Here is a 22,728-nt window from a genome sequence, read left to right as displayed (position 1 = left end):
GCCCGCCGCGGGAGGAGGTGCGGCGGGCGCCGTTTTTGTGGTCAACCCTCGGGAGGAGGTAAAGGCTGACCGTATCCGTCAGGGTCGGGGAGGAGGTCGACCCTGGCGAAATTCCTTGACTAGATCGCCTTGCGGGCGATGCTCTTGATCTCTTCGCGGACGATGCCGAGATCATGCAGCTGGCGGTTCGAAAGGCGACCCAGCTCGGTAACCGTCGAGCGATAAACGCGCCAGTTACGATAGTTGCGGATCAGGTTCATTGTCGTTCTCTTTTCAAGTCAAACTGGTTCGGACCATTTGCGGTCCGAAGAGGATTAGACCGCCTTGCGGGCGACGTAGTGGATGTCGCTGCGGCTGATGCCGAGGTCGGTCAGTTCGCGGGTGCTCAGGCGGCTCAGCTCGGAAACGGTGTCCCGGTAGCGGCGCCAGTTGCGGTAGTTGCGGATCAGGTTCATGGTATTTCTCGTTTCGTCTTTCTTTCGGATCATTCCGTCTTTGTGTACGACGTGAAGATAGGTGGGGTCATATCGATTTAAAAGCGCTATTGGTGCATAGCAGCAATGCAAATTGTGCAACGCACCATCACCGCCAACTCACGTCTTCGACACAGATAAACCCGAATCGGAAAATGCCGTAGCGTCAACGGTTTGGCCGGATCGGCTGAAAAAAAGACCAATCTGGGGAGAAAGGCATGGCGAGCTATTCGTCACGCGTCAGGACCGACATCGCACGATGGGTGCAGGCTGGCCTGGTTGATGCCTCTACGGCCGACGCACTGACGCGCGACGTCGAGGCCAATGAGCGCAAATCGCTAAGCTTCGGTTCGATCCTGGCGATGATGGCAGCGCTGCTTTTTGGTGCGGCCGTCCTGATCTTCGTCACCGCCAATTGGGAAGCCATCCCGCGGATGGCGCGGGTGGCAGCGCTCTTCGCCATCATCCTCGCCGGCTATGTCGGCGGAGCGGTGCTGAAGACACGCGACCATGCTGCGCTCGGCGAGGCACTTTGGATCGTCGCCGCGGCGGCATTCGGCGGATCGATCGCGCTCATCGGCCAGATGTATCATTTGTCCGGCGACGAGACATCGGCCTTGATCACCTGGGGCGCGGGCACGGCCTTGGCGGCGGTTGCGCTGCGCTCGAACCCGCTGACCGTCGCTGCCGTCGGCATTGCCGATGCCTGGCTGTTCCTGAAGGGCTTCGACTATTTCAGTCGCACGGAATTCCCGCATCTCTTCGTCGTCATGGCGATCGTGTTATTTGCCATTTCGTTCTGGACCCGCAGCCCGGCGGCGCGCCACCTGATCATCCAGTCGGTCATCTTCTATCTCGTGCTGTTGTTTACGGAATACGAAACGCTGCAGGTCGCTGTGCCGCTCGTCGTCGTGTCGGTGCTGCTTTTCTCGGCTGCGATCTTCGCTGCCGAGCCCGTCGACTGGATATTGCGGCTGGGTGGCCGGCTGCCCTTGCACGCGCTGGTCGGATTTCTCACCGGCCTAGCGATGATCCAGTTCGAACTTGCCGGTGAGAGCAACAACAGCGGCTTTGCCATCGCCTCGGCCGTTGCGCTTGCCGGCATTGTCGCGGCAATCGTGCTGGGCGGCCGCGACAGCAGGGGCTTGCGCTGGGTTGGCTATGCCGGCTTCGCCTTCGAACTCGCCATCATCTACGTGGTGATGTTGCAGTCGATGCTCGACACGGCAGGCTTCTTCCTGGCGGCAGCTGTGCTTCTCGGCATCCTTGCCTTTGTCATCCTCCGCGTGGAAAAGCGCATGAGGGCCCCGAGCGTGGAAGGAGCGGCGGCATGATGACCGGTAAAAGGCTGATCGTTTCGGCGGTTGTGCTGGCGCTCGTCCAGATCGGCTTCCTGAGCTGGATCATCACCGGCCGGGCGGCGATCCTGCGCGACGGCAAACAAGTGCTGCTGAGGGTCGAACCGGTCGATCCGCGCGATCTCCTGCGCGGCGACTACATTATGCTCAGCTACGACATTTCGCGTATACCGGTGAAGCTGATCGCCAACGTTCCGGCCGGTAAGCTGACGAGCGACGATACGCCGATCGTGGTCAGGCTGAAGCAGGGCGCCGACGGCTATTGGGGCGCAACCACGGCCTGGTTCGGGCAAGCGCCGGCGCCGGCAGCATCCGACGAAGCCGATATCGTCGGGCATGTGGCTGCGGGGTGGGATCTCAGCGCAGCAACGACGATCGCGCCGGATTACGGCATTGAACGTTTCTACCTGCCGGAAGGCGAGGGAATAGCGATCCAGAACGATATGCGAGTGCGGCCGTTCGGCATCCGCGTCGCAATCGCAGCCGATGGAGCCGCGCAGATCAAGGCGCTGATAGACGGCGACAAGACGCTGTTCGAGGAACCACTTTATTAGAATTGGCCCGGATCAGAAATTGGGAAAGCGTGGCCAATCGGACAGCATCAAACATGACAACTATCCTGACGACACGAGAAGACATAAATCTCAGCTCCGTTTTCCGCGTCGCCTGGAAAAAAGACACGGTGCAAATCAGTGGCGAGGCCCTGCAGCGCATCGCAGAGTGTCGCGCGTCGTTCCTGCGTCTCATCGAGACCGACCCTGTACCGGTCATCTATGGCGTAACCACCGCTATGGGAGAACTGGCGAGCAGGCAGCTCGAACTTGGCGAGCGGGGTCGCCATGCGCGCATCAAGGCGTTCGCAGCCGCCACATCGTTCGGCGAGCCTTTGCCAGACCGCGTGGTACGGGCGATCGTGCTCGCCCGGCTGGCGAATTTCCTCGAGGGAAATGCCGCGACGACACCGCGCGTGGCGCTCGCCGTCGTCGCGATGCTGGACGGCGGACCGATGCCCATGGTGCCATCCTCCGGTCAGGGCGGTGCCGGTGAAATCCTCGCGCTCTATCCGCTGTTTGCGGAGCTTTCGACGCGCTTCGACCTGGAAGTCAAGGAACGAGGCTCGCTGATCAACGGTTCGCCTTGCGCTGCCGCACTCGTGGCCGACGCGGCCTTGGCGGCTCGCCGCCGCATTCGCCTTGCCGAAAAAGTCTTTGCGCTTTCGATCGAGGCGTTTCGCGCGCCGCTCGAACATTACGACCCGGCGCTCGATGCGCTTTGGGGCGATGAACACGAAGCGGCGGCCCTGAGGGGATTGAGGGAGTTCCTTGCCGGCGCCGGCACCGGGCGCCGCAATTACCAGGCACCGGTCAGCTACCGCATCGTCCCTCGCATCCTCGGGCACGCGCATCGCGCGCTTGCATCGGCGGAGCGGGCGGCCACCGTGTCGCTCGCTTCGGTATCGGACAATCCGGTCTACATCCCGCCTGACGACGGGCATCCGCTCGGGCGCTGCATCAGCACCGGCGGCTATCACAATGCCATGGCAACACCTGCCCTGGACGATCTGGCAGCGATATGGGCCGATATCTGCCTCTTGTGCGACCGCCACGCTTCGAAGCTTTTGAACGGCAAGGTGTCGCTCCTGCCCGATCTGCTTTTGACGGGGAGGGATTGGAGCGACAGCGACGGTCACGGCAATGTCGGCTATGTGCCGATGGCGATCACGGGTTATCTGGAGCAGGCGAAACTTTCGGCGCAGCGCACCTTTATCCCGGGAACGGAATCGGCCGGCGCCGGCCAGGACGATGTCGCCACGACGGTGTTCCTCGCCTGGACGAAGGAGGCACGCGCCGGCCGCTGCCTCGATGCCGCGATGGCGATGCTGGCTGTGATCGCCTCGCAGGCATTGCATGTCACCGAGCGCGTGGCTCCTCCGGCGCTTCAGTCGTTCGTCGCGGATATAAGAAGCATCGTGCCGCCGGTCGGTGACGATCGCGTGCTGGGGCCTGAACTCGCGAAACTGGCAGAATGGTTCACCCGCCAGGTCTTCGAGGAGTAGGCGGCTGGAGTTTCGCGATGCCCAAATGGCGGCTTAAGACCAGAAACGGCCCGAGGATGAACACGGCCATTAGGGCGACAAAAAGCACAGCGATGATCACGGCGCCCCACATGAAGACCTTTCCGGTGCCGCGTTGCTCTTTTTCGCGAGGTAGGTCTTTCGCCATTGCACGATCCTTTTGTGAAGGTCCATGATTTAGCAACGTGGCTCGCCGAGGCTGGTTCCCGGCAGTCGTCTTGAGCAGGATCAGCTTTCAGAAGGGCCGATTGATGCCCTCCCGAACAACGCGCCATCTAGAGACGCCAGCGTTTCCAGTTTCTGGTGAAAAACTTGGTGCGGATGAAGGGACTCGAACCCCCACGCCTTTCGGCACTGGAACCTAAATCCAGGGCGTCTACCAATTCCGCCACATCCGCGTCGCCCGGCAATCCCATGTAGTCATCATTCTGTCAATGTCGCGGTCAAAATAAGGGCCGTTCGCCGGCGCATGATCCCGAAAATCGAAAAAGCGATTTTCGGAAAGGATCACGTGCTAAAATGAAGGTCCTAGCGTCCTTTGCGCGTCCAAGAGGACGCGCGGCGCTGTAGATGCGAAGATGGTTGAAAATTGGCCGGGCCTGTGACAAAAGGCGTGTCGAATGTGACGGGATGCGACGATCCGCTTCTGCAGAATGTGATAAGAAGTAGGAAAAACAAAGACTTATTCACATTTTGGAGCGTATTTCTGAAGGATTTGAGCCGCGTTGGGCGGACAGATCGCCAAGTCCCGCACCAAAAGCCATTCCCGGCAAGATAATACCGGCAGGCTGTAAACGGCAGGAGCCGTTTGGCTGCTCATTGGTGGAAACAAAGGTTCTATGATGCAGGTCACCGAAACGCTCAACTCCGGTCTCAAGCGCGAGATCAAGATCACCGTGCCGGCGGGTGACATGGAAGCCAAGCTGATGGCGCGGCTGTCTGATGCCAGGAACAAGGTCCGCATCAACGGCTTCCGCCCCGGCAAGGTGCCGGTGCAGCACCTGCGCAAGGTCTACGGCAAGTCGTTCATGGCCGAAGTGGTCAACGAGATACTCAACGATTCGACCCGTTCGATCATTACCGGGCGCGGCGAAAAGGCTGCCATGCAGCCCGAAGTGATCATGACCGAGGACGAGAAGGAGGCCGAGAAGATCCTGGCCGGCGGCGCAGACTTCGAGTTCCGCCTGAACTACGAGATCATTCCGCCGATCGAGATCAAGGATTTCTCCGACATCAAAGTGACGCGTCAGGTGTTCGACGTGCCGGATTCCGAAATCGACGAGCAGGTCCAGCGTGTCGCCGAATCGGCGCGCACCTACGAGCCGAAGGCCGGCAAGGCCGCCGAAGGCGACCGCGTGACGATCGACTATGTCGGCAAGATCGACGGCGAAGCCTTCAGCGGCGGCGCCGGCACGGACCAGCCGCTGGTGCTCGGCTCCAAGGAATTCATTCCCGGCTTCGAGGACCAGCTCGTCGGCAGCAAGGCCGGTGACGAGACGCAGGTCACTGTCACGTTCCCGGAAAACTACCAGGCGGCGCATCTTGCCGGCAAGGAAGCCACCTTCGACGTCACCGTCAAGGAAGTGTCCAAGCCAGGTGCGTTGGAAATCAACGACGAGATGGCCAAGAATCTCGGCCTGGAGTCGCTGGAGCGCCTGCGTGAAGTGGTGCGCGGCCAGATCGAGAACCAGTTCGGTTCGATGACGCGCCAGAAGATCAAGCGCCAGCTGCTCGACCAGCTCGATGCCGCCTACTCGTTCGAGGCGCCGTCGAAGCTCGTCGAGGCCGAGTTCAACAATATCTGGAACCAGGTCAACCGCGATCTGGAAGCCGCCGGCCGCACCTTCGCCGACGAGGAGACGACGGAAGAAGAGGCACGCGCCGAGTATATGCGGCTTGCCGAGCGTCGTGTGCGTCTCGGCCTGGTTCTCGCCGAGATCGGCGAGAAGGCCGGCGTCACCGTGTCGGACGAGGAACTGCAGCGCGGCCTGCTCGAGCAGGTGCGCCGCTATCCGGCCAACCAGCAGCAGGAAGCCTTCGAATTCTACCGCAGCAATCCCGAAGCGCTGAACACGCTGCGTGCGCCTCTGTTCGAGGAGAAGGTGGTCGACCATCTGCTCGGCCAGATCTCCGTCACCGACGTCAAGGTCAGCAAGGAAGAGTTGATGGCCGACGACGAGGACACCGAGACGGCCAAGGCAAAGCCGGCGAAGAAAGCCGCTGCGAAAAAGGCCGACGCCAAGAAGGCCGACGATGCGGAGGAGCCCAAGAAGAAGGCCGCGCCGAAGAAGAAAGCTGCCAAGGACGCCGAATAACACGGCATTCTGCTGGATGTGAAAGGCCGCCCACGGGGCGGCCTTTTCGTTGCTGCCGACGTCGCAAGGCCGCCGCTGCCCTAGTCGCGAGGCAATTGATTGACGAGGATCCGCATCACCGTCACTCGCTTGGCAGTTCAATGAGAAACTCTTCGTCACGCGGCAGGTGGTGGATCTTGTGCGGGTCGCCGCCGGTGAAGCTCGCCATGGCTTCGACGTCAGGCCAGTACGAGATCGTCACGAACTCTGTTTCTTCTTCGCGATCTTCGCGAAACAACTGCACGCCAAGTGCCTTCTCCTGAAGCGGCGGAATGCGTTCGCGGCGTAGATAGGGCTCGTAGGCGTCTGCCAGATCACGGCGTGTCCTTCCCCGCCAGATCCGGGCGATTGTGGCGTTGTCGATCATGGAGTGCGCTCCTCTCGATGGGTGTTGATGAGGAGGGGGCAGCGATCGCTGGATCCACTGCGGTGTTGTGCGGGCAACTACCCCAGGACCTTGCCAAGAAACCGTCGCACCAACGGCAGGGCGACCTCGAAATGGGTCTCCAGCAGCCAGTGCCCTGCGTCGTTCAGCAAATGCAGCTCGGCCTCGGGGAGATCGCGCAGATAGGCGCGCGCAGCCGGCTCGGGCATGTATTCGTCCCTCGGCCCCCAAAGGATCATTGCCGGCGGCCGCTGCTCGCGCAGGTATTCCTGGTAACGAGCGAACCAGTCGAGATTAGCCTTTAGCTTCTCCATCAGTCCGACTGAAAGCGCACGGCGCACAGGCGTATTCATTAGCGGCCAATGCAACTTCCACATATCGGGCGGGACACGTCGAGCGACGTCGCGATCGACTTCGCCGACGAACTCGGCGCGAAAGCCGTCTTCGCTCACCGCCTGTTCGAGCGGCGCACGGTTCGCTGGTGAAGGATCCCGCCAAAAGCGCCGGATCGTTTGGTATTTAGGGCCAAGAGCATCCGCGTAGATGTCGCCATTCTGGATGATGAGGGCCTTGATCCGCGATGGGTGCGCTATAGCGTGACGCAGGCCGATCTGCGAGCCGTAATCGTGCAGCCACAGCGCGTAGCTGCCGAGCCCCAGCGCATCGGTAAACCGCTCCAGGAAAGTTGCATAGGCGTCGAAATCAAAACCGAACCGTGCCGGATCGGGGGTTCCACTGTAGCCAAAGCCGGGGAAATCCGGCGCGACCGTCCGCCACCGGTCGGCGAGCGCCGGCATCAGCCGGCGATACTGGAAGGATGAGCAGGGATAGCCATGCGGAAGCAGCAGCACCGGCGCGGCGTCAGGACCTGCTTCTCTGTAAAAGACCGTGTCGCCATCGATCGTGCGGGTGCCGTGGCGCACCTCCAGGACGCTCCTGTCGTTCATGGACGCTTCTCTGATCTTTGATCTCGTGGACGGTGAACCGTAGCTGGTCTAACGCCTTTAGCCGGTATGCGTTCCGATCGCGCTCGACGCCGATCGAGCTGCCTCATCGCTTCGGCGGCAATCTATCTGCCGGCCGGATTCTGTGGTAAGTAGATGCCGCAATTCCATGCGGGAGACGCGGATATTCCGCTCTGTCGTGCAAGGGGCGCATGCTGACGAAGTGTCGGCAGGCGCAGATCGTCCAAGGCAGATTTGGCGATCGGGGAGGAAATGCCATGCGTGCAATCGCGTTTTTCGCCGTCGTGTCCGTTGCGACGTTTATCACGAGCCAATCTCAGGCACAGGATGCCGCCGCGGGTGAGAAGGTCTTCGCCAAATGCAAGGCCTGCCATGTCGTCGACGAGGACAAGAACAAGATCGGTCCGTCGTTGAGCGGCGTTATCGGCCGGACGGCCGGCACGCATCCGGGATTCAAATATTCCAAACCCATGACCGAGGCGGGCAAATCCGGCGTCAAATGGGACGAAGCCACGCTGACGAATTACCTTCGCGATCCGAAGGCCATGATCAAAGGCACGAAGATGGCGTTTCCCGGTCTCAAGAAGGACGAGGATCTCGCCAACGTCATCGCCTATCTGAAGCAATTCTCCAAATGACCCGGTTCTTCCGCCAGGCAGTAACCCGGTTCTTCCGCCAGGAAGTAACCCGGTTCTTCCGCCAGGAAGTAACCTGGCTCTTCCGCCGGCCGCTGGCGCGGCCAGATTGCCTGTCCCCATCGGTGGTCGCCTGAAATGTCGGCTAGGGAAAGCGGCCTCAAGGATACCGGTATCCAGATATCTGAAGCGACGGTCAGTGATTTCTTCGCGCTTCTGAAACCACGCGTCATGGCGCTTGCTGTTTTTACCGCCTTCGTCGGCCTGATGGTGGCGCCTGGGGCGATGAATCCGGCCATCGCCGTGATTGCAATCAGTGCAATTGCGGTTGGAGCGGGAGCGGCCGGGGCACTCAACATGTGGTACGATGCCGATATTGATGCGCTGATGTCGCGCACATCAAAGCGGCCGGTCCCGTCAGGCCGGGTCATGCCAGGCGAAGCTCTCGGCTTCGGCCTGGTGCTTTCCGTACTTTCGGTCATGACGCTCGGCGTGCTGGTGGGGTGGCTTGCCGCCTCGCTGCTGGCCTTCACCATCTTCTTCTACGTCGTCATCTACACGATGTGGCTGAAACGCTCGACGCCGCAGAATATCGTCATAGGCGGCGCTGCGGGTGCCCTTCCTCCGGTGATCGGGTGGGCGGCGGCCACCGGCGCCGTCGGAGCTGAAAGTCTCATCCTGTTTCTGATCATCTTCCTCTGGACGCCGCCGCATTTCTGGGCACTCGCCCTGTTCAAGATCGGCGACTATGCTGCCGCCGGCATTCCCATGATGCCGAACGTGGCCGGCCAGGCTTCGACCAGAAAACAAATCTTCGTCTATTCACTGATCCTGGCACCAATCGGCGTGCTGCCTTGGGCTTTTGGATTCGCGAGCGGATTGTACGGGCTCGTTTCGGCCGCATTGGGCGCGGGTTTCATCTGGCATGCCTGGAAGCTCCTGATCGACAAAAGGTGTGTTGAAGGGGGGGAGATGAAACGCGCAAAGGCGCTGTTTGCCTATTCGATTTTCTATCTTTTCGCGATCTTTGCCGTGCTGCTTGCCGATACCATTGCAATGCGTGTCGTCATGTCAGGCGGAAATTGAGGCATCACCTGCCTCGTGGCTGCATTGAATCCTGATGTTCTCGGATTGCTTGCTGGGTTGAGAATCGGCGATTGCTGAACGAAGTCCGCCCCGAACCTGCTCAAACCTCACGTTGGCACTGCGCAGAACCCCAGCACCAGCAGAATAACTACGCCAAGGCCGAGCATGAGAACGGTCTTTCCATCCATGACCTTCACCCTTCAACCCACCTTGGAGAATATCGAAGAAAGGCCGTTAGAGCTAGCCGGATCACCGGAGCCGTCCCCTCAGACAAAGGACGGCGACAAATCCCATGCAAGAGCGTATGTTGACCATGGTGCAGGTCGCGGTTTTGCGTGGCCAGTTACGCTGAACGGCAGCACCGTGAAATCGCGACCTTACCGGACCTAGTCTGGAGGAATGGTCATGGCAAGTTTTCACGTGATTGCAGGCGCCAGCGAGACGCTGGAGCACACCAGAATTCGAAAGATCGGCGTTTCCGACCTTTTCGACGCGCTCAAGCGTGGCGTCGACGATTTTATGGTCAAACCGTCGCATATCGTTTTCCTCTGCCTGATCTATCCGCTTGTCGGCGTCGTGCTCGCTGTCTGGACGTCGGGCAACAATGCGCTGCCGCTGTTGTTTCCGCTGGTGTCAGGTTTTGCGCTGATCGGCCCATTCGCGGCGATCGGCCTGTATGAGATCAGCCGGAGGCGGGAGGCCGGGCTCGATGCCTCGTGGGGTCACGCTTTCGAGGTCAGGAATTCTCCGGCGCTGCCGGCCATCGCGGCGGTCGGGATCATGCTGCTTGCGATCTTCATCGCCTGGCTTTTGACCGCGCAGATATTTTACCAGCAGGTGTTCGGCCCGGCGCCGCCGGAATCGCTCTCCAGCTTCATCAGTGAAATATTCGCCACCGGACGCGGCTGGACGCTGATCATCCTGGGCCACGCCATCGGCTTCGTCTTCGCCGCGGTCGTGTTGTGCACCACGGTTGTCGCGTTCCCGTTGTTGCTCGACCGCGACGTCGGCGCCTATGAAGCAATCCACACCTCGGTGCGCGTGGTCCTGGCGAACCCGATCGTGATGGCTGTGTGGGGCCTGATTGTCGCCGTCGCCCTGATCATAGGCTCGCTACCGGTGTTCGCCGGGTTGGCGGTCGTGCTGCCGATCCTCGGTCACGCCACCTGGCACGTCTATCGCAAAGTTGTGGAATCGCCGGCTTCCACCAAACCGGCGAGCTGAAAAATCCTGCCTTGCCGCACCGGCGAGCGCGCCCGGTACGGCAAGGCCTGAGCCTTTAGAGCGGTTCATCGTTTCACGGAAACGCCGAACCGCTCTATCTCTTTGTTGTTGCGCAATTCCGGACGGAAAACCGTTTCACACTTTTCCTGGAATTGCTCTAGTAAGCCGGGTAGCTAAAGCGGGCTTGCTGTGCGTCGCTGGTCAGGTTGCGGAAATCCTTGCCGCTGACATGCACGAGCGTCCTGTGGTCACCGCCCTCGAAATAGATGTCGGCGGCATTGCCGAGGCTTTCATCCAGAATCACCGGCACATCGTAGGCCGCGCCGATCGGCGGGATGGCGCCGGTGTCGCAATCCTCGAAGAGCGAAACCACCTCGTCTTCGGAGGCGAGTCCGATACGCTGGTCCATGACGTCCTGCAACGTGCCCAGCTCGATCCTGTGCGTGCTGGGCACCACGGCCAGCGCATAGCCACCGTCGTGGTGAACCACCACCGATTTGGCCATTATGCTGCCGGGCACATGCGCCGCTATGGCGGACTGCCTGCTTGTCGAAGTGCGGTGGTGCTCGACGGTGTCGTAGGAAATTCCTTTCTCGTCGATAAAGTCCTTCAGTCTGTTTGCGATCGTCATCTTGAGCCTCCCTCGCTGGAGTTCGCGACGCATATGGAAACGAGGGCAATCATTTTGCTTCTGTCGTTTCCCCTACCAAAAATGGTCCAGCTGTCGATTGTTTCAAGGCACACAGAAGCGGCCCGCAAATAGCGCTTCCTGCTCTTGACAGGAGACGCCGTCGACAAACCCTCTACCCGGATTGCACGTCAGGGCTCGGCCCCAAAAAACAGCGTCCGGGTGAGAAGCGTGTATTCTGATTCGAAGGCCATCATTGCCACGAACACCAGCACCAGTATCGGCGGCAATATGATCGCATATGTCAGCGCCAGCCGTTCCCAGGCCATATGCATGAAGACCGCGACGATCAGCCCAGCCTTGAGCATCATGAAGATCAGGATCAGCGACCATCTGAGATAGCCCTGAAGGCCGACATAATCGACCAGATAGGAGCAGGCGCTGAGGATGAACAGCCATGCCCAGACCACCAGATAGAGCTTGATCGGGTGCTCCTGATGAACCTCGGCAGGGGCGATGCCTGCTGCTGCCGCATCATGCGCTTGAGTTCCGTGCAGCGTATGTTGCCCCAGACCGTTTGCGGTTGCTTCAGCCATATCTGCCTCTCACCAAAGCCATGTCTGCCTCTCACCAAAGATAGAAGAATGCGAAAATGAACACCCAGACCAGGTCGACGAAATGCCAGTAGAGCCCCATGATCTCGACATGCTCGTAGCGGCCCCTGCGGCTGGTGAAGAAACCGGGCCGCCCGGTTTCGTAATCGCCGCGCCAGACCTTTCGCGCCACGATGATCAGGAAGATCACCCCGAACGTCACATGGGTGCCGTGAAAGCCGGTGATCATGAAGAAGGATGATCCGAACTGCGCCGCACCCCACGGATTGCCCCAGGGCCGTACCCCCTCGGAGATCAGCTTGGTCCATTCGAAGGCCTGCATGCCGACGAAAGTCGCGCCGAGTGCTGCGGTCAAAAGCATGAGGATCGCCGTCTTGCGGCGGTCGTGGCGATAGCCGAAATTCACCGCCATGGCCATCGTTCCGCTGCTCGAGATCAGCACGAAGGTCATGATGGCGATAAGGATCAGTGGAATATTCGAGCCGCCAATGTGAAGGGCAAAGACCTCGCTCGGATTGGGCCACGGCACTCGGGTAGACATGCGGGCGGTCATGTAGGAGAGCAGGAAGCAGCCGAAGACGAAGGTGTCGCTGAGCAGGAAGATCCACATCATGGCCTTGCCCCAGGACACGTTCTTGAACGCGCGCTGATCCGAGGACCAGTCGGCGGCGACGCCTTGCAAGCCCGCCGGCCGCGGCTGTGTTTGACCGATATGCGTCAGAGTCGTGTCTGCCATCCGCCCGGCCCTCCTAGGTCAGCAACTGTCGGCAAATCTCGATAAAAGTCGCGGCCCAGCCGGCCAGAAGCGCGAAGATGGCGAGCCAGACGAAAAGCAGGAAATGCCAGTACATGGCGCACAATTCGACGCTGAGGCGAAGCCGCTCCGGCGGCGTTCCGTTCCAGGCGCCGGCAGTTGTTCTGCTCAGTCCCACCAGCCCGCCCAGTATGTGCAGGCCATGCATCCCGGTTATCAGGTAGAAAAAACTGTTGGCTGGATTGGCGGTCAGCAAGTAGCCGTCGGCGGTCAGTTCCCGCCATGCCACAAGCTGTCCGATCAGGAAGACAAGCGCGGTGAGACCCGCCGTGACGAGGCCGAGCCTGACCGTGTCGATCTGGCCCCGGCGCGCAGCGACCGAGGCGCATTGCAGCGCGATGCTGCTCAGGACCAGCACGCCGGTGTTGAACCAGAGCACGCGCGGCAGCGGCAGCGCCTGCCAGTCCGACAGCGCCATGCGCATGAAATAAGCGCTGGTGAACAGCGCGAACAGGCAGCCGACGACAGCGAGGAAGACGCCAAGGCCGATCTTGGCGGTCGGCAGCGCCGAGCCCTCCATGCCGACAAGGTCCCCGATCACACCTTGCTCGAGCCATGGCTTGGCCATCAGCCGCTGATGGGAAAGCCACCATCCGGCAAAGCCGGCGATCACAGCCAAGAAGACCAGGATGACGCTCATGCCGGCTCCTTGGAGGTACCGAAGGTGCCCGGCATGTTTTGCGGGATAAAGTCCTCCTTGGCTCCCGGCACGCTGTAGTCATAGGCCCAGCGATAGACGATCGGCAGTTCCTTGCCGAAATTGCCATGGGCGGGCGGTGTTTGCGGCGTCTGCCATTCGAGTGTCGTGGCGCGCCACGGATTGCCGCCGGCCTCCCGGCCGTGGCGGATGCTCCAGATCAGATTGAACAGGAACACGACCTGGGCGAAGCCGACGAGGAACGCCATGATGCTGATGAACGCGTTCAGATCGTGGGCCGACTCGGTCATCACCGTCGTGGCGGTCAGTTCGTGGTAGCGGCGCGGCACGCCCATCAGGCCGATGTAGTGCATGGGAAAGAAAATCAGATAGGCACCGAGGAAGGTGACCCAGAAATGGAACTGGCCCATTGCCTCGTTCAGCATCCGGCCGGTGACCTTCGGGTACCAGTGATAGATCGCCCCGAAGATCACCATGATCGGGGCGACGCCCATGACCATGTGGAAATGGGCAACGACGAACATCGTGTCCGACAGCGGGACGTCGACGACGACGTTGCCGAGAAAAAGCCCGGTCAGCCCGCCATTGACGAAGGTGACGATGAAGGCCAGGGCAAAAAGCATCGGTACGGTGAGGTGGATGTCGCCGCGCCACAGCGTCAGCACCCAATTGTAGACCTTGATCGCAGTCGGGACGGCAATGATCAAAGTCGTGGTGGCGAAGAAGAAGCCGAAATAGGGATGCATGCCGCTGACATACATGTGGTGCGCCCAGACCACGAAGCTCAACGCGCCGATGCCGACGATGGCCCAGACCATCATGCGGTAGCCGAAGATGTTCTTGCGCGCATGGGTGCTGATCAGGTCGGATACGATGCCGAAGGCCGGGAGCGCCACGATGTAGACCTCGGGGTGGCCGAAGAACCAGAACAGATGCTGGAACAGGATCGGGCTGCCGCCGCCGTGCTGCAACTGTTCGCCCATCTCGACGATGGCCGGCATGAAGAAGCTGGTGCCGAGCGCACGGTCGAACAGCATCATCACGCAGGCGACAAACAGCGCCGGGAAGGCGAGCAGCGCCATGACCGTGGCGGTGAAGATACCCCAGACAGTCAACGGCAGGCGCATCAGCGTCATGCCGCGTGTGCGGGCCTGCAGCACCGTCACGACGTAGTTCAAGCCGCCCATGGTGAAGCCGATGATGAACAGGATCAGCGAGACGAGCATCAGGATGATACCCCAGTCCTGGCCGCCTGGTGTGCCGGTCATGATCGCCTGCGGCGGGTAGAGCGTCCAGCCGGCACCGGTCGGTCCGCCGGGCGCAAAGAAGCTCGACACCAAAACCAGCACGGCAAGCAGGTAAATCCAGTAGCTCAGCATGTTGACATAGGGAAAGACCATGTCCCGCGCGCCGACCATCAGTGGGATCAGGTAGTTGCCGAAGCCACCCAGGAAGAGTGCCGTGAGCAGATAGATCACCATGATCATGCCGTGCATTGTGATGAACTGGTAGTAGGCTTCGGGGCTGATGAAATCGAACGTGCCGGGGAAGCCGAGCTGCAGCCGCATCAACCAGGACAGCACCAGCGCCACCAGGCCGATTGCCGTGGCCGTCGCCGAATACTGAATGGCGATGACCTTGGCGTCCTGCGAGAAGACGTATTTTGTCCACCAGCTGTGCGGATGGTAGAGTTCCATCTCCGCGACTTCGGCCGGCGGTACCGCATCCGCAGGTGTGACATCGACCATAAGAACACTCCGTGCCCTTTTCGGCCAGACTCGACAGTTTCGAGTCCTGCCGCAATTTCAAACCACGTCGCCGTCTTTCCCGGCGTCTACTCTGCCGAGCCCACCTGCTGGGGGGCCGACAATTGCGCGAAAGTCTGCTGTTCGCCGAGCCACGCCAGATAGTCTTCCGGCGTGTCGACCATCACCACGCCATTCATCAACGGGTGCCCCTGGCCGCAAAGTTCGGCACACAGGACCTGAAAAGTTCCGGTCTTGGTCGGGGTGAACCAGAAATAGGTGACCGAGCCCGGGATCATGTCCATCTTGGCGCGGAATTCAGGGACATAGAAATCATGCAGCACGTCGATCGAGCGGAGCAGCATCTTGACCGGCTTACCGACCGGCAGATGCAGATCGGCGGCTTCGACGACGACATCGTCCTGGCCGTTGGCATCACTGGCGTTCACGCCCAAGGGATTTTCAGGGCTAACGTTGCGGGTGTCGGATGTGCCGAGCTTGCCGTCCTTGCCGGGCAGCCGGAAACTCCACTGCCATTGCTGGCCGACGACTTCGACCACTGTTGCGTCGCTTGGGACGCTGACGAACTGGTTCCAGACGAACAGGCCGGGAACCAGCATGGCCGTGACCCCGATTGCGGTGACGATCGTCAGCCACCATTCGAGCCGCTTGTTCTCGGGTTCGTATGCCGCCTGATTGCCTTCCCGATGACGGAAGCGGAAGACGCAATAGGCCATGAATAGGACGACGGCGGCGAAGACGACGCCGGTGATCCAGAAGGTAATGATGATGGTGTTGTCGATATAGTCCCAGTTCGAGGCAATCGGCGTCCACCACCACGGGCTCAGGAAGTGGAACAACACTGAGCCCACAACTACCAAAACGAGTACAAGCGCGATGGCCATATCCCGTTTCCCTCCCGGCATTCCAAGGGCGCGAATCCGTCCCAGGAAATGCCAAATGCATCATAGCTCGATTTCCGGTCGAAATTCTAGTGCGGTCTTCCGGTCAGCCGAAAACGCAATGGCGATGATGCGGAACAGTCCAAGAAGAAGAAGGCTGCAGCGAAGAAAAGGTGCCAAGGCGCCGAACAACACGGCATAGCGCCGAATTATGGAAGACCGCCCTCAACGCGGCCTTTTTCGTTGTCGCCTTAAAGCGACGTGCGTCCACTTGGACGCAGTGCACTCTGAACGAACTCTCACTATCTGCGCATCGTGCGTCCGAGAATCGATCCCGATTCTCGGGCCGATGCGATAAGCGACAGATTCTACGAAAGCTGGTCAGTCGGCCCGCGGGGAGGAGGCTGGTTCGGGATGGGACCGACGGGATCAGGCGATTGGTTTCCGCAGACCGGCTCCAGCTGTCCTGGCGGTTCGGGCTGCTGTCGAGGCGAGGCGAGGCCGATTTCGACCTTGCCGAGTTCAGCGAGGCGGTCGGCCAGATCGCCGGCACCTGCAACACCGAGTTGCCGTGATCGGATCAGCAACGCTCGCCTCAACCACTAAGCAATCCAGTGAGTTATTCCGGCGCAAACGTCTCGAACGCACCCGCGCAGCCAGCGGTGAGCCGGATCGGCATCGAGTCGCGGGTGCCACAAAAGTGAGACCGTGATTTCCGGCAAGGGAACCGGCAACGGGAAACAGTACATTCCATCGCGCAGGTTACCCGTATAGCGTTCGGGAACGCTGGCGATCAGGTCCGAGGCGCGCGCCAGAGCCAGAGCTTCCGAAAAACCGCCGACGACCGTCACGATCTCTCGTTTCAACCCTAATGGCTCAAAGGCATCGTCGATCGGCCCTCTGCCGAGCCCGCGACGGGAGATGAGGATGTGCCGGCCGGCTGCGTAACGGGCAGGGGTGATCGTCAGCTCGCACAATGGATGCCCCATCCGCACGACACCGACGAAACGATCACGGAACAGCGCTTGCGCACGCACCTCCGGCCCCGTGACCTTTCCGACGACGCCCGTTTCCAGGTCTACGCTGCCGTCGCGCATGGGCGTGCTCTCCTTGTCCGGCTTGAGCACAAAACGCAGCCGCACGCCCGGTGCCTGTTGGCCGACGCGCGCAATGAGATCCGGTCCAAAATTCTCGACAAAGCCCTCTCTGTTTCGAAGCGTGAAGGTTCGCACGAGCCGTTTCAGGTCGAGCGTCTCAACAGGACGCAGAACGGATTCGGCGTCCTCCACAAGCTGACCGACGCGTTCGCGGAGCTCGATGGCTCGGGGTGTGGGCACGAGGCCGCGTCCAGCCCTGACCAGCAGCGGATCGCCGGTCGTCTCACGCAATCGCGCAAGCGCCCGGCTCATCGCCGACGGGCTCAGCCGCAGTCTTTTGGCGGCGCGTGCCACGCTGCCTTCCGTCAGCAGCACATCAAGGGTGACAAGCAGATTGAGATCGGGATGCGACATGGCTGGACCCTAGCATGGTCTGCACGATCTGATATAGCGTCAAACGCAATGATTAAGTGCAAATGATGCGTCTTCCGCCATATCAAGCAAAGGACTACCTGTCTGCCAGCTCCGTTTCGGGAGTCGCCAGAAAAACGGGAGTTCACGTTGAAGCCGATCGATGCAGGGCGGGCAGTCGCTGGAAATCCAGAACGAGCAACTTCGGTTCGGTGGGCGCTCGCCAGCCTTTCGTTGTCGATGTTGCTGTCCTCACTCGGCGTCAGCATCGCCAACGTCGCCTTGCCGACCTTGGCGCAGGCGTTCAACGCCTCGTTCCAGGAAGTCCAGTGGATCGTGCTGGCTTATCTCCTCGCCATCACCACCCTGATCGTCAGCGTCGGACGGCTCGGGGACTTCATCGGTCGCCGGCGGCTGCTGCTGGCCGGCCTCTTCCTGTTCACGGTTGCCTCGGTCCTATCTGGTGTCGCGCCGACGCTGTGGCTGCTGATTGCCGCCCGGGCGGCCCAGGGCTTGGGGGCGGCCATCATGATGGCCCTCACCATGGCGTTTGTCGGTGAGACGGTGCCGAAGGCAAGGACCGGCAGCGCCATGGGGCTGCTCGGAACGATGTCGGCGATCGGCACTGCTCTCGGTCCATCGCTCGGCGGGCTTCTGATTGCCGGAGCCGGTTGGCGGGCGATCTTCCTCGTCAACGTGCCGCTGGGTTTGCTGGCCCTTGTTCTCGCCTATCGCTATTTGCCGGCTGATCACCGGGGGCTGAAGACGGATCGGGCCGGCTTCGACGTTGTCGGCACGCTGCTGCTTGCCTTGGCACTTGGCGCCTATGCACTCGCGATGACGATCGGGCGTGGCAGTTTTGGTCCGCTCAACATGGCTCTGTTGGTGGCAGCCGTTTTCGGAGCCGGCTCGTTTGTGCTTGTGGAGGCGAGAGTGGCGTCGCCTTTGATCCGATTGGCCGCGTTTCGCAACGCGATGCTGAGTGCCAGCCTCGCCATGAGCGCGCTCGTTGGGACGGTGATGATGGCGACGCTTGTGGTCGGGCCGTTCTATCTGTCTCGTGCGCTCGGGCTCGACGCGGCTCTCGTTGGCATCGTCATGTCGGTCGGTCCGCTTGTCGCCGCGCTGACCGGTGTGCCGGCTGGTCGCATAGCGGACCGTTTTGGCGCTGGACGCATGACCATCATTGGGCTCATCGCGATAGTGGCCGGTTGCTTCATTCTATCCGTGATGCCGGCAGTATCAGGCATCTCCGGCTACATCGCCCCGATCGCCGTCATCACATCAGGCTATGCGCTGTTCCAAACCGCCAACAACACCGCCGTCATGTCCGATATCCGCCCGGATCAGCGGGGCGTCATTTCCGGCTTGCTCAATTTGTCGCGCAATCTGGGGCTCATCACTGGCGCATCCGTTATGGGTGCAGTGTTCGCATTCGCCTCAGAGGCGATCGACATCACAACGGCGCGCCCCGAGGCCGTTGCCGACGGTATGCGGATGACGTTTGCGGTCGCGGCTATACTGATCGTCGTCGCGCTCGCCATCGCGGTTGGAAGCCGCGCTCTGGAGGCACGCCGTCCGCTGCCTGGAAGCGTGTCATGATGCGAACAGGCACCGTAGTCCGAACGCAACTCGGACGCTTTCGACAAGAAGCCGGTGCATGTTCGAACAGGGGCGTCAGATCAGCAGCAGGCCCTTCATGCTGGCATGACCCTTCTTGCCGATGATGATGTGATCGTGGACAGCGATGCCGAGCGGTTTGGCCGTCTCGATGACCAGTTTGGTCATCTCGATGTCGGCGCGCGACGGCGTGGGATCCCCTGACGGATGGTTGTGCGCCAGAATGATCGCCGTGGCGGAGAGTTCGAGCGCGCGCTTGACCACTTCGCGCGGATAGACCGGCGTGTGGTCGACGGTGCCGACCTGCTGCACCTCGTCGGCGATCAGCGCGTTCTTCTTGTCGAGAAACAGGATCCGGAACTGCTCGCGCTCCTCGAAGGCCATCACCGACCGGCAATATCCGAGAACCTGAGTCCAGGACGACAGGACCTCGCGGCCTTTGATCTCGCTACGCGCCGCACGTTGGGCCGTCGCGGCAACGATCTTGAGATCGAGCGCCACGGCCGGACCGATACCGCTAATCTCCTCAAGCCGCGCAACCGGCGCGCCAAGCACCTCGGCCAGCGTGCCGAAGTGCGCCAGCAGCGCCTTGGCGACGGGCTTGGTGTCGGCGCGTGGGATCAGGCGAAAGAGCAAGAGTTCCAGCAGTTCATAGTCGGGGAGAGCGTCGGAACCCGAAGCCGCGAACCGTTGGCGCAAGCGGTCACGATGACCGAGATAATGCGGCTTTTCTACTGACGTGTCGACCGACGTGGTTTTCGCGGGCGATTTTATCGATCGCTCAGGAAAGAAGATTCGTTCGTCGTCGCTGGTTTTCCCCATAGGCCGCCCGCATTTTCTTGACCGAAAAGATCCGGCCCTCGCACAAACACTAGGCCGGCAGGCCGGGGCGGTCGAGGTTTTTTGGCGACAGCGTGAAAATTTCGCAGCCGGTTTCGGTGACGCCGATCGTGTGCTCGTACTGCGCCGACAGCGAGCGGTCGCGCGTCACCGCCGTCCAGCCATCCGACAGCACTTTCACGTGCGGCCGGCCGAGATTGATCATCGGCTCGACGGTGAAGATCATGCCCGGTCGCATCTCGACGCCCTCGCTGGCGTTGCCATAGTGCAGGATGTTCGGCGCATCGTGAAAGAGCTGGCCGACGCCGTGGCCGCAGAAATCGCGCACCACCGAACAGCGCTCGCCTTCGGCATAGGTTTGGATGGCGGCGCCGATGGCGCCGGTGCGGGCACCGGGCTTGATCGCGGCGATGCCGCGCATCAGGCATTCATGCGTGACCTCGAGCAGGCGCTCGGCGGCGCGCTTGATCGTGCCAACCGGATACATGCGCGACGAATCGCCATGCCAGCCGTCGAGGATGTAAGTGACATCGATGTTGACGATGTCGCCGTCCTTTAACGGCTTGCTGTCGGGAATGCCATGGCAGACGACGTGGTTGATCGAGGTGCAGGATGACTTCGTGTAGCCGCGATAGTTGAGCGTCGCCGGCAATGCGCCGTGATCCATGCCGAACTTGAAGACGAAGCGGTCGATGGTTTCGGTGGTGACGCCCGGCGCGACAATCGACACCAGTTCGTCGAGGCAGCGCGCGGTGAGATCGCAGGCCTTGCGCATGCCGGCAAAGCCCTCTTCGCCGTAGAGGCGGATCTGGCCGGTGTTTCTGAGTGGTGCCGTGGCGGCGTCGAGATAGGTGACCATTGTGTCCGTCTTGCCGGAAGAAAGGGCTTCTGATGAGCCCGCGCGAAAAGTCTCTCAGATTTGGCACCGGACGGCGCAAGGTTCAAGGACGAACTGCCAGCGATGGGCTCAAGCCGGCGATATTCATGTCTTGCGGCTTCATCTTGTGCCTGTCCGGCCTGTGCCGGAGTGTTCGTCCGCACTGACGACATATTTCTGAGCAAGAAGTGGGGAACCCGTTCTGGAGAGACACGAATGGACAGATTGCAATTCGAGGTGCCGGTGCGCATCACGACCGCGCCTGGCCTGCCGGTCGAGGAAATCTACAGCGTCGAACAGGCGCTGGATTTCCTGCAAGGCTGGCCGGTTCGCCGGCAGGGCCCGGTCTATCAGGCCGCGTTCAATGCCTGCTTTGGCGCCACGGTCGACCTGGTCGAGACCGAGGATGCTTGCCGGGCGTTCATGGCGTTCTGCCGGGTAAGCCGCCTCCTGGCCAGGGACATGCTGGTTCCGCGCAAGCGCGGAGGCGAGGCGAGGAGGCTGCGGGCTTAACGCCCGAGCCAGGCAGTGCCAGCGAACTGCTTAATGCATCCCACACTTCCATGCGTTCGAAGAGCGGCAAATCTGCCCCAGAGCGGCATGCCCTTCGGTGATGCTGTGCCAGCCAGTTACGAATCGGCTATGGCTTCGGCATGCAGGAAACGTCTCTCTACATCCCGGTGAAGCGGTTTCTTGAAGGCCTGGAATTCACCGTCAAAGGCGAAGTTGGCGGCTGCGATGTCGTGGGACTGCGTGACGGCGAGCCGCCCGTGGTCGTTATCTGCGAATTGAAATTGCAGTTCAACCTCGAACTCATACTTCAAGGTGTCGATCGTGCTGCGTCATGCGATGAGGTCTGGCTCGCGGCGCGAATGTCGGCCCGCGGCAAAGGCCGCGAGCATGATCGCCGGTTCCGCGCACTTTGCCGGCGGCTCGGGTTCGGGCTTCTGGGGGTTGGTTCCGCCGGCAACGTCGAATTGCTGCTCAGCCCGGCCGCCTTGCCGCCCCGGCGCGACCCGAGACGAAGATCGCGCCTGCTGGACGAGCATCTTCGCCGGCGCGGCGACCCTGTCGTCGGCCGCGGCTCGCGTGCGCCGATAATGACCGCTTACCGGCAGGATGCGCTGGCCTGTGCCGCTGCGATGGTCGACGGGCCGAAGCGCCCGCGCGACCTGAAAACCATTTCACCACGCGCTGCCAAGATCCTGCTTCACAATGTCTATGGCTGGTTCGCCAGGGCCGAGCGCGGCGTCTATGCGGTTACGGACGTTGGCCGTGCTGCGTTGCAGCGCTGGCCCCAACCGGCTCCATGACGAGGCGGCGCCGAGTCGTTTGAGCGACTTGCCGCGGCAGGGGAGACAACAAACCTCTCCCGGACCTGGCAACGATCAGTGTCGGCGGGCTGTATCGGTTTGTCGCTAGCCGTGGAAGGCATTATTGCATAAGGCGAAACGTGACAGCCTCTTCCGAGTTGCGCATCTGCCTTGTGCACACCCGTTGATGCCGCGACGACAAGGTGGGTTGCGTCGAAACTCAAACGCGGCAATGGGCACCGTCGCCGGCGAGATATCGCAACTGCGATCGTCCGAGGCAAGATTGTTCAAACAAATGTCTCCGCCCGCCAGAGCGCAAAATCGAGCAGATGCGGCAGCAGGAGACAGTGATTGCAGCAGCTAGAAACAACAAATTGATATTTGCGTTACCAAGCGCGTCGAACGGATCGGTACGCCTAGGAACAAAAAAGGAATATTTTCGTAGTTCATCAAGACTGTCTACGGATTGTTTCCGCGAATTCGACATTGGCAGGAGCGCGCACTTTTTGCGCTGAATTCCGGCCTGCGGCACTCGATGCAATACCAAAAATCTCAAAAATTCTATCAGAGGGGTGTTGGTATGTGATTTGAAGCTAATATACGCCGTCGAGTAGGCAGGCACCGCGGGGCGCTAAGAAAAAAAGGATTATTAATG

At 60.9% G+C, this 22,728-nt stretch carries 25 protein-coding genes and 1 tRNA gene; 11 read left to right on the top strand and 15 right to left on the bottom strand.

Going from position 1 to position 22,728, the window contains the following annotated elements; translation table 11 throughout:
* Positions 1–119 precede the first annotated feature (119 nt).
* The gene (locus NKH12_RS18040; RefSeq protein ID WP_023802557.1) at positions 120–260 is read right to left on the bottom strand and encodes a DUF1127 domain-containing protein; all 141 of its coding nucleotides are present in this window, start codon (positions 258–260) and stop codon (positions 120–122) included.
* A 54-nt stretch (positions 261–314) separates the two neighbouring features.
* Positions 315–455, bottom strand: a complete 141-nt coding sequence (locus tag NKH12_RS18035) for a DUF1127 domain-containing protein (RefSeq protein ID WP_091596947.1) — start codon at positions 453–455, stop codon at positions 315–317.
* 236 nt (positions 456–691) lie between these two features.
* Between NKH12_RS18035 and NKH12_RS18030 the strand changes: the two genes are divergently transcribed.
* The 3 genes from NKH12_RS18030 to NKH12_RS18020 are packed head-to-tail and all read left to right on the top strand — an operon-like array spanning position 692 to position 3,887.
* Positions 692–1,807, top strand: a complete 1,116-nt coding sequence (locus NKH12_RS18030; protein ID WP_352954371.1) for a DUF2157 domain-containing protein — start codon at positions 692–694, stop codon at positions 1,805–1,807.
* A complete protein-coding gene (locus NKH12_RS18025) occupies positions 1,804–2,385 on the top strand; it encodes a GDYXXLXY domain-containing protein (protein ID WP_352954370.1) in 582 nt (193 codons plus the stop codon). The genes NKH12_RS18030 and NKH12_RS18025 overlap by 4 nt, the downstream gene beginning before the upstream one ends.
* Positions 2,386–2,438: 53 nt before the next feature.
* On the top strand, positions 2,439–3,887 hold the full coding sequence (locus NKH12_RS18020) for an aromatic amino acid lyase (RefSeq protein WP_352954369.1): 1,449 nt from the start codon (positions 2,439–2,441) through the stop codon (positions 3,885–3,887).
* Here the strand turns inward: NKH12_RS18020 and NKH12_RS18015 are convergent.
* Both NKH12_RS18015 and NKH12_RS18010 read right to left on the bottom strand, forming a co-directional pair.
* Positions 3,862–4,053, bottom strand: coding sequence for a hypothetical protein (locus NKH12_RS18015; RefSeq protein WP_352954368.1), 192 nt, complete (start codon positions 4,051–4,053; stop codon positions 3,862–3,864). The genes NKH12_RS18020 and NKH12_RS18015 overlap by 26 nt on opposite strands.
* Before the next feature lie 165 nt (positions 4,054–4,218).
* Positions 4,219–4,303, bottom strand: a tRNA-Leu gene (locus NKH12_RS18010).
* 444 nt (positions 4,304–4,747) lie between these two features.
* Here NKH12_RS18010 and tig point away from each other — a divergent pair.
* Complete coding sequence (gene tig, locus NKH12_RS18005) at positions 4,748–6,220, top strand: trigger factor (RefSeq protein ID WP_352954389.1); 1,473 nt, start codon at positions 4,748–4,750, stop codon at positions 6,218–6,220.
* A gap of 121 nt (positions 6,221–6,341) precedes the next feature.
* On the opposite strand, the gene NKH12_RS18000 is transcribed toward tig, so the two are convergent.
* The gene (locus NKH12_RS18000) at positions 6,342–6,626 is read right to left on the bottom strand and encodes an antibiotic biosynthesis monooxygenase family protein (RefSeq protein ID WP_502910810.1); all 285 of its coding nucleotides are present in this window, start codon (positions 6,624–6,626) and stop codon (positions 6,342–6,344) included.
* 77 nt (positions 6,627–6,703) lie between these two features.
* Entirely contained in the window at positions 6,704–7,591 is an 888-nt protein-coding gene (locus NKH12_RS17995) for an alpha/beta fold hydrolase (RefSeq protein WP_352954367.1), read from the bottom strand.
* 275 nt (positions 7,592–7,866) lie between these two features.
* Here NKH12_RS17995 and NKH12_RS17990 point away from each other — a divergent pair, with 275 nt between their 5' ends.
* From NKH12_RS17990 to NKH12_RS17980, 3 genes are all read left to right on the top strand, one after another.
* Complete coding sequence (locus tag NKH12_RS17990) at positions 7,867–8,247, top strand: c-type cytochrome (RefSeq protein WP_352954366.1); 381 nt, start codon at positions 7,867–7,869, stop codon at positions 8,245–8,247.
* A gap of 135 nt (positions 8,248–8,382) precedes the next feature.
* Positions 8,383–9,330, top strand: a complete 948-nt coding sequence (locus NKH12_RS17985) for a heme o synthase (RefSeq protein WP_352954365.1) — start codon at positions 8,383–8,385, stop codon at positions 9,328–9,330.
* 405 nt (positions 9,331–9,735) lie between these two features.
* A complete protein-coding gene (locus NKH12_RS17980) occupies positions 9,736–10,554 on the top strand; it encodes a DUF2189 domain-containing protein (RefSeq protein ID WP_065007813.1) in 819 nt (272 codons plus the stop codon).
* Positions 10,555–10,711: 157 nt separating this feature from the next.
* Here the strand turns inward: NKH12_RS17980 and NKH12_RS17975 are convergent, their stop codons facing one another.
* The 6 genes from NKH12_RS17975 to coxB form a co-directional block, all read right to left on the bottom strand.
* Positions 10,712–11,185, bottom strand: a complete 474-nt coding sequence (locus NKH12_RS17975; protein WP_065007814.1) for an aminoacyl-tRNA deacylase — start codon at positions 11,183–11,185, stop codon at positions 10,712–10,714.
* Between the two features lie 188 nt (positions 11,186–11,373).
* Positions 11,374–11,778, bottom strand: coding sequence for a cytochrome C oxidase subunit IV family protein (locus NKH12_RS17970; protein WP_352954364.1), 405 nt, complete (start codon positions 11,776–11,778; stop codon positions 11,374–11,376).
* A 31-nt stretch (positions 11,779–11,809) separates the two neighbouring features.
* A complete protein-coding gene (locus tag NKH12_RS17965; RefSeq protein ID WP_352954363.1) occupies positions 11,810–12,532 on the bottom strand; it encodes a heme-copper oxidase subunit III family protein in 723 nt (240 codons plus the stop codon).
* 13 nt (positions 12,533–12,545) lie between these two features.
* Entirely contained in the window at positions 12,546–13,250 is a 705-nt protein-coding gene (locus NKH12_RS17960) for a cytochrome c oxidase subunit 3 (RefSeq protein ID WP_352954362.1), read from the bottom strand.
* Positions 13,247–15,016 carry a cytochrome c oxidase subunit I gene (gene ctaD, locus NKH12_RS17955; protein ID WP_352954361.1) on the bottom strand — a complete coding sequence of 590 codons (1,770 nt, stop codon included), beginning with the start codon at positions 15,014–15,016 and terminating at the stop codon, positions 13,247–13,249. The genes NKH12_RS17960 and ctaD overlap by 4 nt, the downstream gene beginning before the upstream one ends.
* Positions 15,017–15,102: 86 nt before the next feature.
* Positions 15,103–15,918 (bottom strand): cytochrome c oxidase subunit II, encoded by an 816-nt coding sequence (gene coxB, locus NKH12_RS17950; protein WP_077381602.1) that lies wholly within the window; start codon positions 15,916–15,918, stop codon positions 15,103–15,105.
* Positions 15,919–16,352: 434 nt separating this feature from the next.
* Here coxB and NKH12_RS17945 point away from each other — a divergent pair, with 434 nt between their 5' ends.
* Positions 16,353–16,490, top strand: coding sequence for a hypothetical protein (locus tag NKH12_RS17945; RefSeq protein ID WP_352954360.1), 138 nt, complete (start codon positions 16,353–16,355; stop codon positions 16,488–16,490).
* A 27-nt stretch (positions 16,491–16,517) separates the two neighbouring features.
* On the opposite strand, the gene NKH12_RS17940 is transcribed toward NKH12_RS17945, so the two are convergent.
* Positions 16,518–17,426: a LysR family transcriptional regulator gene (locus NKH12_RS17940; RefSeq protein WP_352954359.1), complete on the bottom strand. Its 909-nt coding sequence runs from the start codon at positions 17,424–17,426 to the stop codon at positions 16,518–16,520.
* 147 nt (positions 17,427–17,573) lie between these two features.
* On the opposite strand from NKH12_RS17940, the gene NKH12_RS17935 reads away from it, so the two are divergent.
* Positions 17,574–19,025 carry an MFS transporter gene (locus NKH12_RS17935; RefSeq protein WP_502910809.1) on the top strand — a complete coding sequence of 484 codons (1,452 nt, stop codon included), beginning with the start codon at positions 17,574–17,576 and terminating at the stop codon, positions 19,023–19,025.
* Between the two features lie 75 nt (positions 19,026–19,100).
* On the opposite strand, the gene radC is transcribed toward NKH12_RS17935, so the two are convergent.
* The gene (gene radC / locus NKH12_RS17930; RefSeq protein ID WP_352954358.1) at positions 19,101–19,865 is read right to left on the bottom strand and encodes a RadC family protein; all 765 of its coding nucleotides are present in this window, start codon (positions 19,863–19,865) and stop codon (positions 19,101–19,103) included.
* 49 nt (positions 19,866–19,914) lie between these two features.
* Positions 19,915–20,742, bottom strand: a complete 828-nt coding sequence (map, locus tag NKH12_RS17925; RefSeq protein WP_352954357.1) for a type I methionyl aminopeptidase — start codon at positions 20,740–20,742, stop codon at positions 19,915–19,917.
* A 234-nt stretch (positions 20,743–20,976) separates the two neighbouring features.
* On the opposite strand from map, the gene NKH12_RS17920 reads away from it, so the two are divergent.
* Together NKH12_RS17920 and NKH12_RS17915 are read left to right on the top strand one after the other, a co-directional pair.
* Entirely contained in the window at positions 20,977–21,273 is a 297-nt protein-coding gene (locus NKH12_RS17920) for a DUF982 domain-containing protein (protein WP_352954356.1), read from the top strand.
* Positions 21,274–21,413: 140 nt separating this feature from the next.
* The gene (locus NKH12_RS17915) at positions 21,414–22,073 is read left to right on the top strand and encodes a DUF2161 domain-containing phosphodiesterase (protein ID WP_352954355.1); all 660 of its coding nucleotides are present in this window, start codon (positions 21,414–21,416) and stop codon (positions 22,071–22,073) included.
* The last annotated feature ends 655 nt before the right edge of the window (positions 22,074–22,728 follow it).

This window comes from Mesorhizobium sp. M1322, from assembly GCF_040318085.1.
Taxonomy (GTDB): domain Bacteria; phylum Pseudomonadota; class Alphaproteobacteria; order Rhizobiales; family Rhizobiaceae; genus Mesorhizobium.
The sequence above is the reverse complement of the archived record's forward strand: the minus strand, read 5'-3'. Positions and strand labels throughout refer to the sequence as shown.

Excerpts from the sequence above, each read along its gene's own strand:
- NKH12_RS17915 (WP_352954355.1), top strand. The coding sequence starts at position 21,414 with ATGCAGGAAACGTCTCTCTACATCCCGGTGAAGCGGTTTCTTGAAGGC.
- NKH12_RS17940 (WP_352954359.1), bottom strand. The coding sequence starts at position 17,426 with ATGTCGCATCCCGATCTCAATCTGCTTGTCACCCTTGATGTGCTGCTG.
- NKH12_RS18000 (WP_502910810.1), bottom strand. The coding sequence starts at position 6,626 with ATGATCGACAACGCCACAATCGCCCGGATCTGGCGGGGAAGGACACGC.
- NKH12_RS17980 (WP_065007813.1), top strand. The coding sequence starts at position 9,736 with ATGGCAAGTTTTCACGTGATTGCAGGCGCCAGCGAGACGCTGGAGCAC.
- map (WP_352954357.1), bottom strand. The coding sequence starts at position 20,742 with ATGGTCACCTATCTCGACGCCGCCACGGCACCACTCAGAAACACCGGC.
- NKH12_RS18040 (WP_023802557.1), bottom strand. The coding sequence starts at position 260 with ATGAACCTGATCCGCAACTATCGTAACTGGCGCGTTTATCGCTCGACG.
- coxB (WP_077381602.1), bottom strand. The coding sequence starts at position 15,918 with ATGGCCATCGCGCTTGTACTCGTTTTGGTAGTTGTGGGCTCAGTGTTG.
- NKH12_RS17990 (WP_352954366.1), top strand. The coding sequence starts at position 7,867 with ATGCGTGCAATCGCGTTTTTCGCCGTCGTGTCCGTTGCGACGTTTATC.
- NKH12_RS17975 (WP_065007814.1), bottom strand. The coding sequence starts at position 11,185 with ATGACGATCGCAAACAGACTGAAGGACTTTATCGACGAGAAAGGAATT.
- NKH12_RS17965 (WP_352954363.1), bottom strand. The coding sequence starts at position 12,532 with ATGGCAGACACGACTCTGACGCATATCGGTCAAACACAGCCGCGGCCG.
- NKH12_RS18015 (WP_352954368.1), bottom strand. The coding sequence starts at position 4,053 with ATGGCGAAAGACCTACCTCGCGAAAAAGAGCAACGCGGCACCGGAAAG.
- NKH12_RS17970 (WP_352954364.1), bottom strand. The coding sequence starts at position 11,778 with ATGGCTGAAGCAACCGCAAACGGTCTGGGGCAACATACGCTGCACGGA.
- NKH12_RS18030 (WP_352954371.1), top strand. The coding sequence starts at position 692 with ATGGCGAGCTATTCGTCACGCGTCAGGACCGACATCGCACGATGGGTG.
- radC (WP_352954358.1), bottom strand. The coding sequence starts at position 19,865 with ATGGGGAAAACCAGCGACGACGAACGAATCTTCTTTCCTGAGCGATCG.
- NKH12_RS18025 (WP_352954370.1), top strand. The coding sequence starts at position 1,804 with ATGATGACCGGTAAAAGGCTGATCGTTTCGGCGGTTGTGCTGGCGCTC.
- NKH12_RS17960 (WP_352954362.1), bottom strand. The coding sequence starts at position 13,250 with ATGAGCGTCATCCTGGTCTTCTTGGCTGTGATCGCCGGCTTTGCCGGA.
- ctaD (WP_352954361.1), bottom strand. The coding sequence starts at position 15,016 with ATGGTCGATGTCACACCTGCGGATGCGGTACCGCCGGCCGAAGTCGCG.
- NKH12_RS17920 (WP_352954356.1), top strand. The coding sequence starts at position 20,977 with ATGGACAGATTGCAATTCGAGGTGCCGGTGCGCATCACGACCGCGCCT.
- NKH12_RS18035 (WP_091596947.1), bottom strand. The coding sequence starts at position 455 with ATGAACCTGATCCGCAACTACCGCAACTGGCGCCGCTACCGGGACACC.
- NKH12_RS18020 (WP_352954369.1), top strand. The coding sequence starts at position 2,439 with ATGACAACTATCCTGACGACACGAGAAGACATAAATCTCAGCTCCGTT.
- NKH12_RS17995 (WP_352954367.1), bottom strand. The coding sequence starts at position 7,591 with ATGAACGACAGGAGCGTCCTGGAGGTGCGCCACGGCACCCGCACGATC.
- tig (WP_352954389.1), top strand. The coding sequence starts at position 4,748 with ATGCAGGTCACCGAAACGCTCAACTCCGGTCTCAAGCGCGAGATCAAG.
- NKH12_RS17985 (WP_352954365.1), top strand. The coding sequence starts at position 8,383 with ATGTCGGCTAGGGAAAGCGGCCTCAAGGATACCGGTATCCAGATATCT.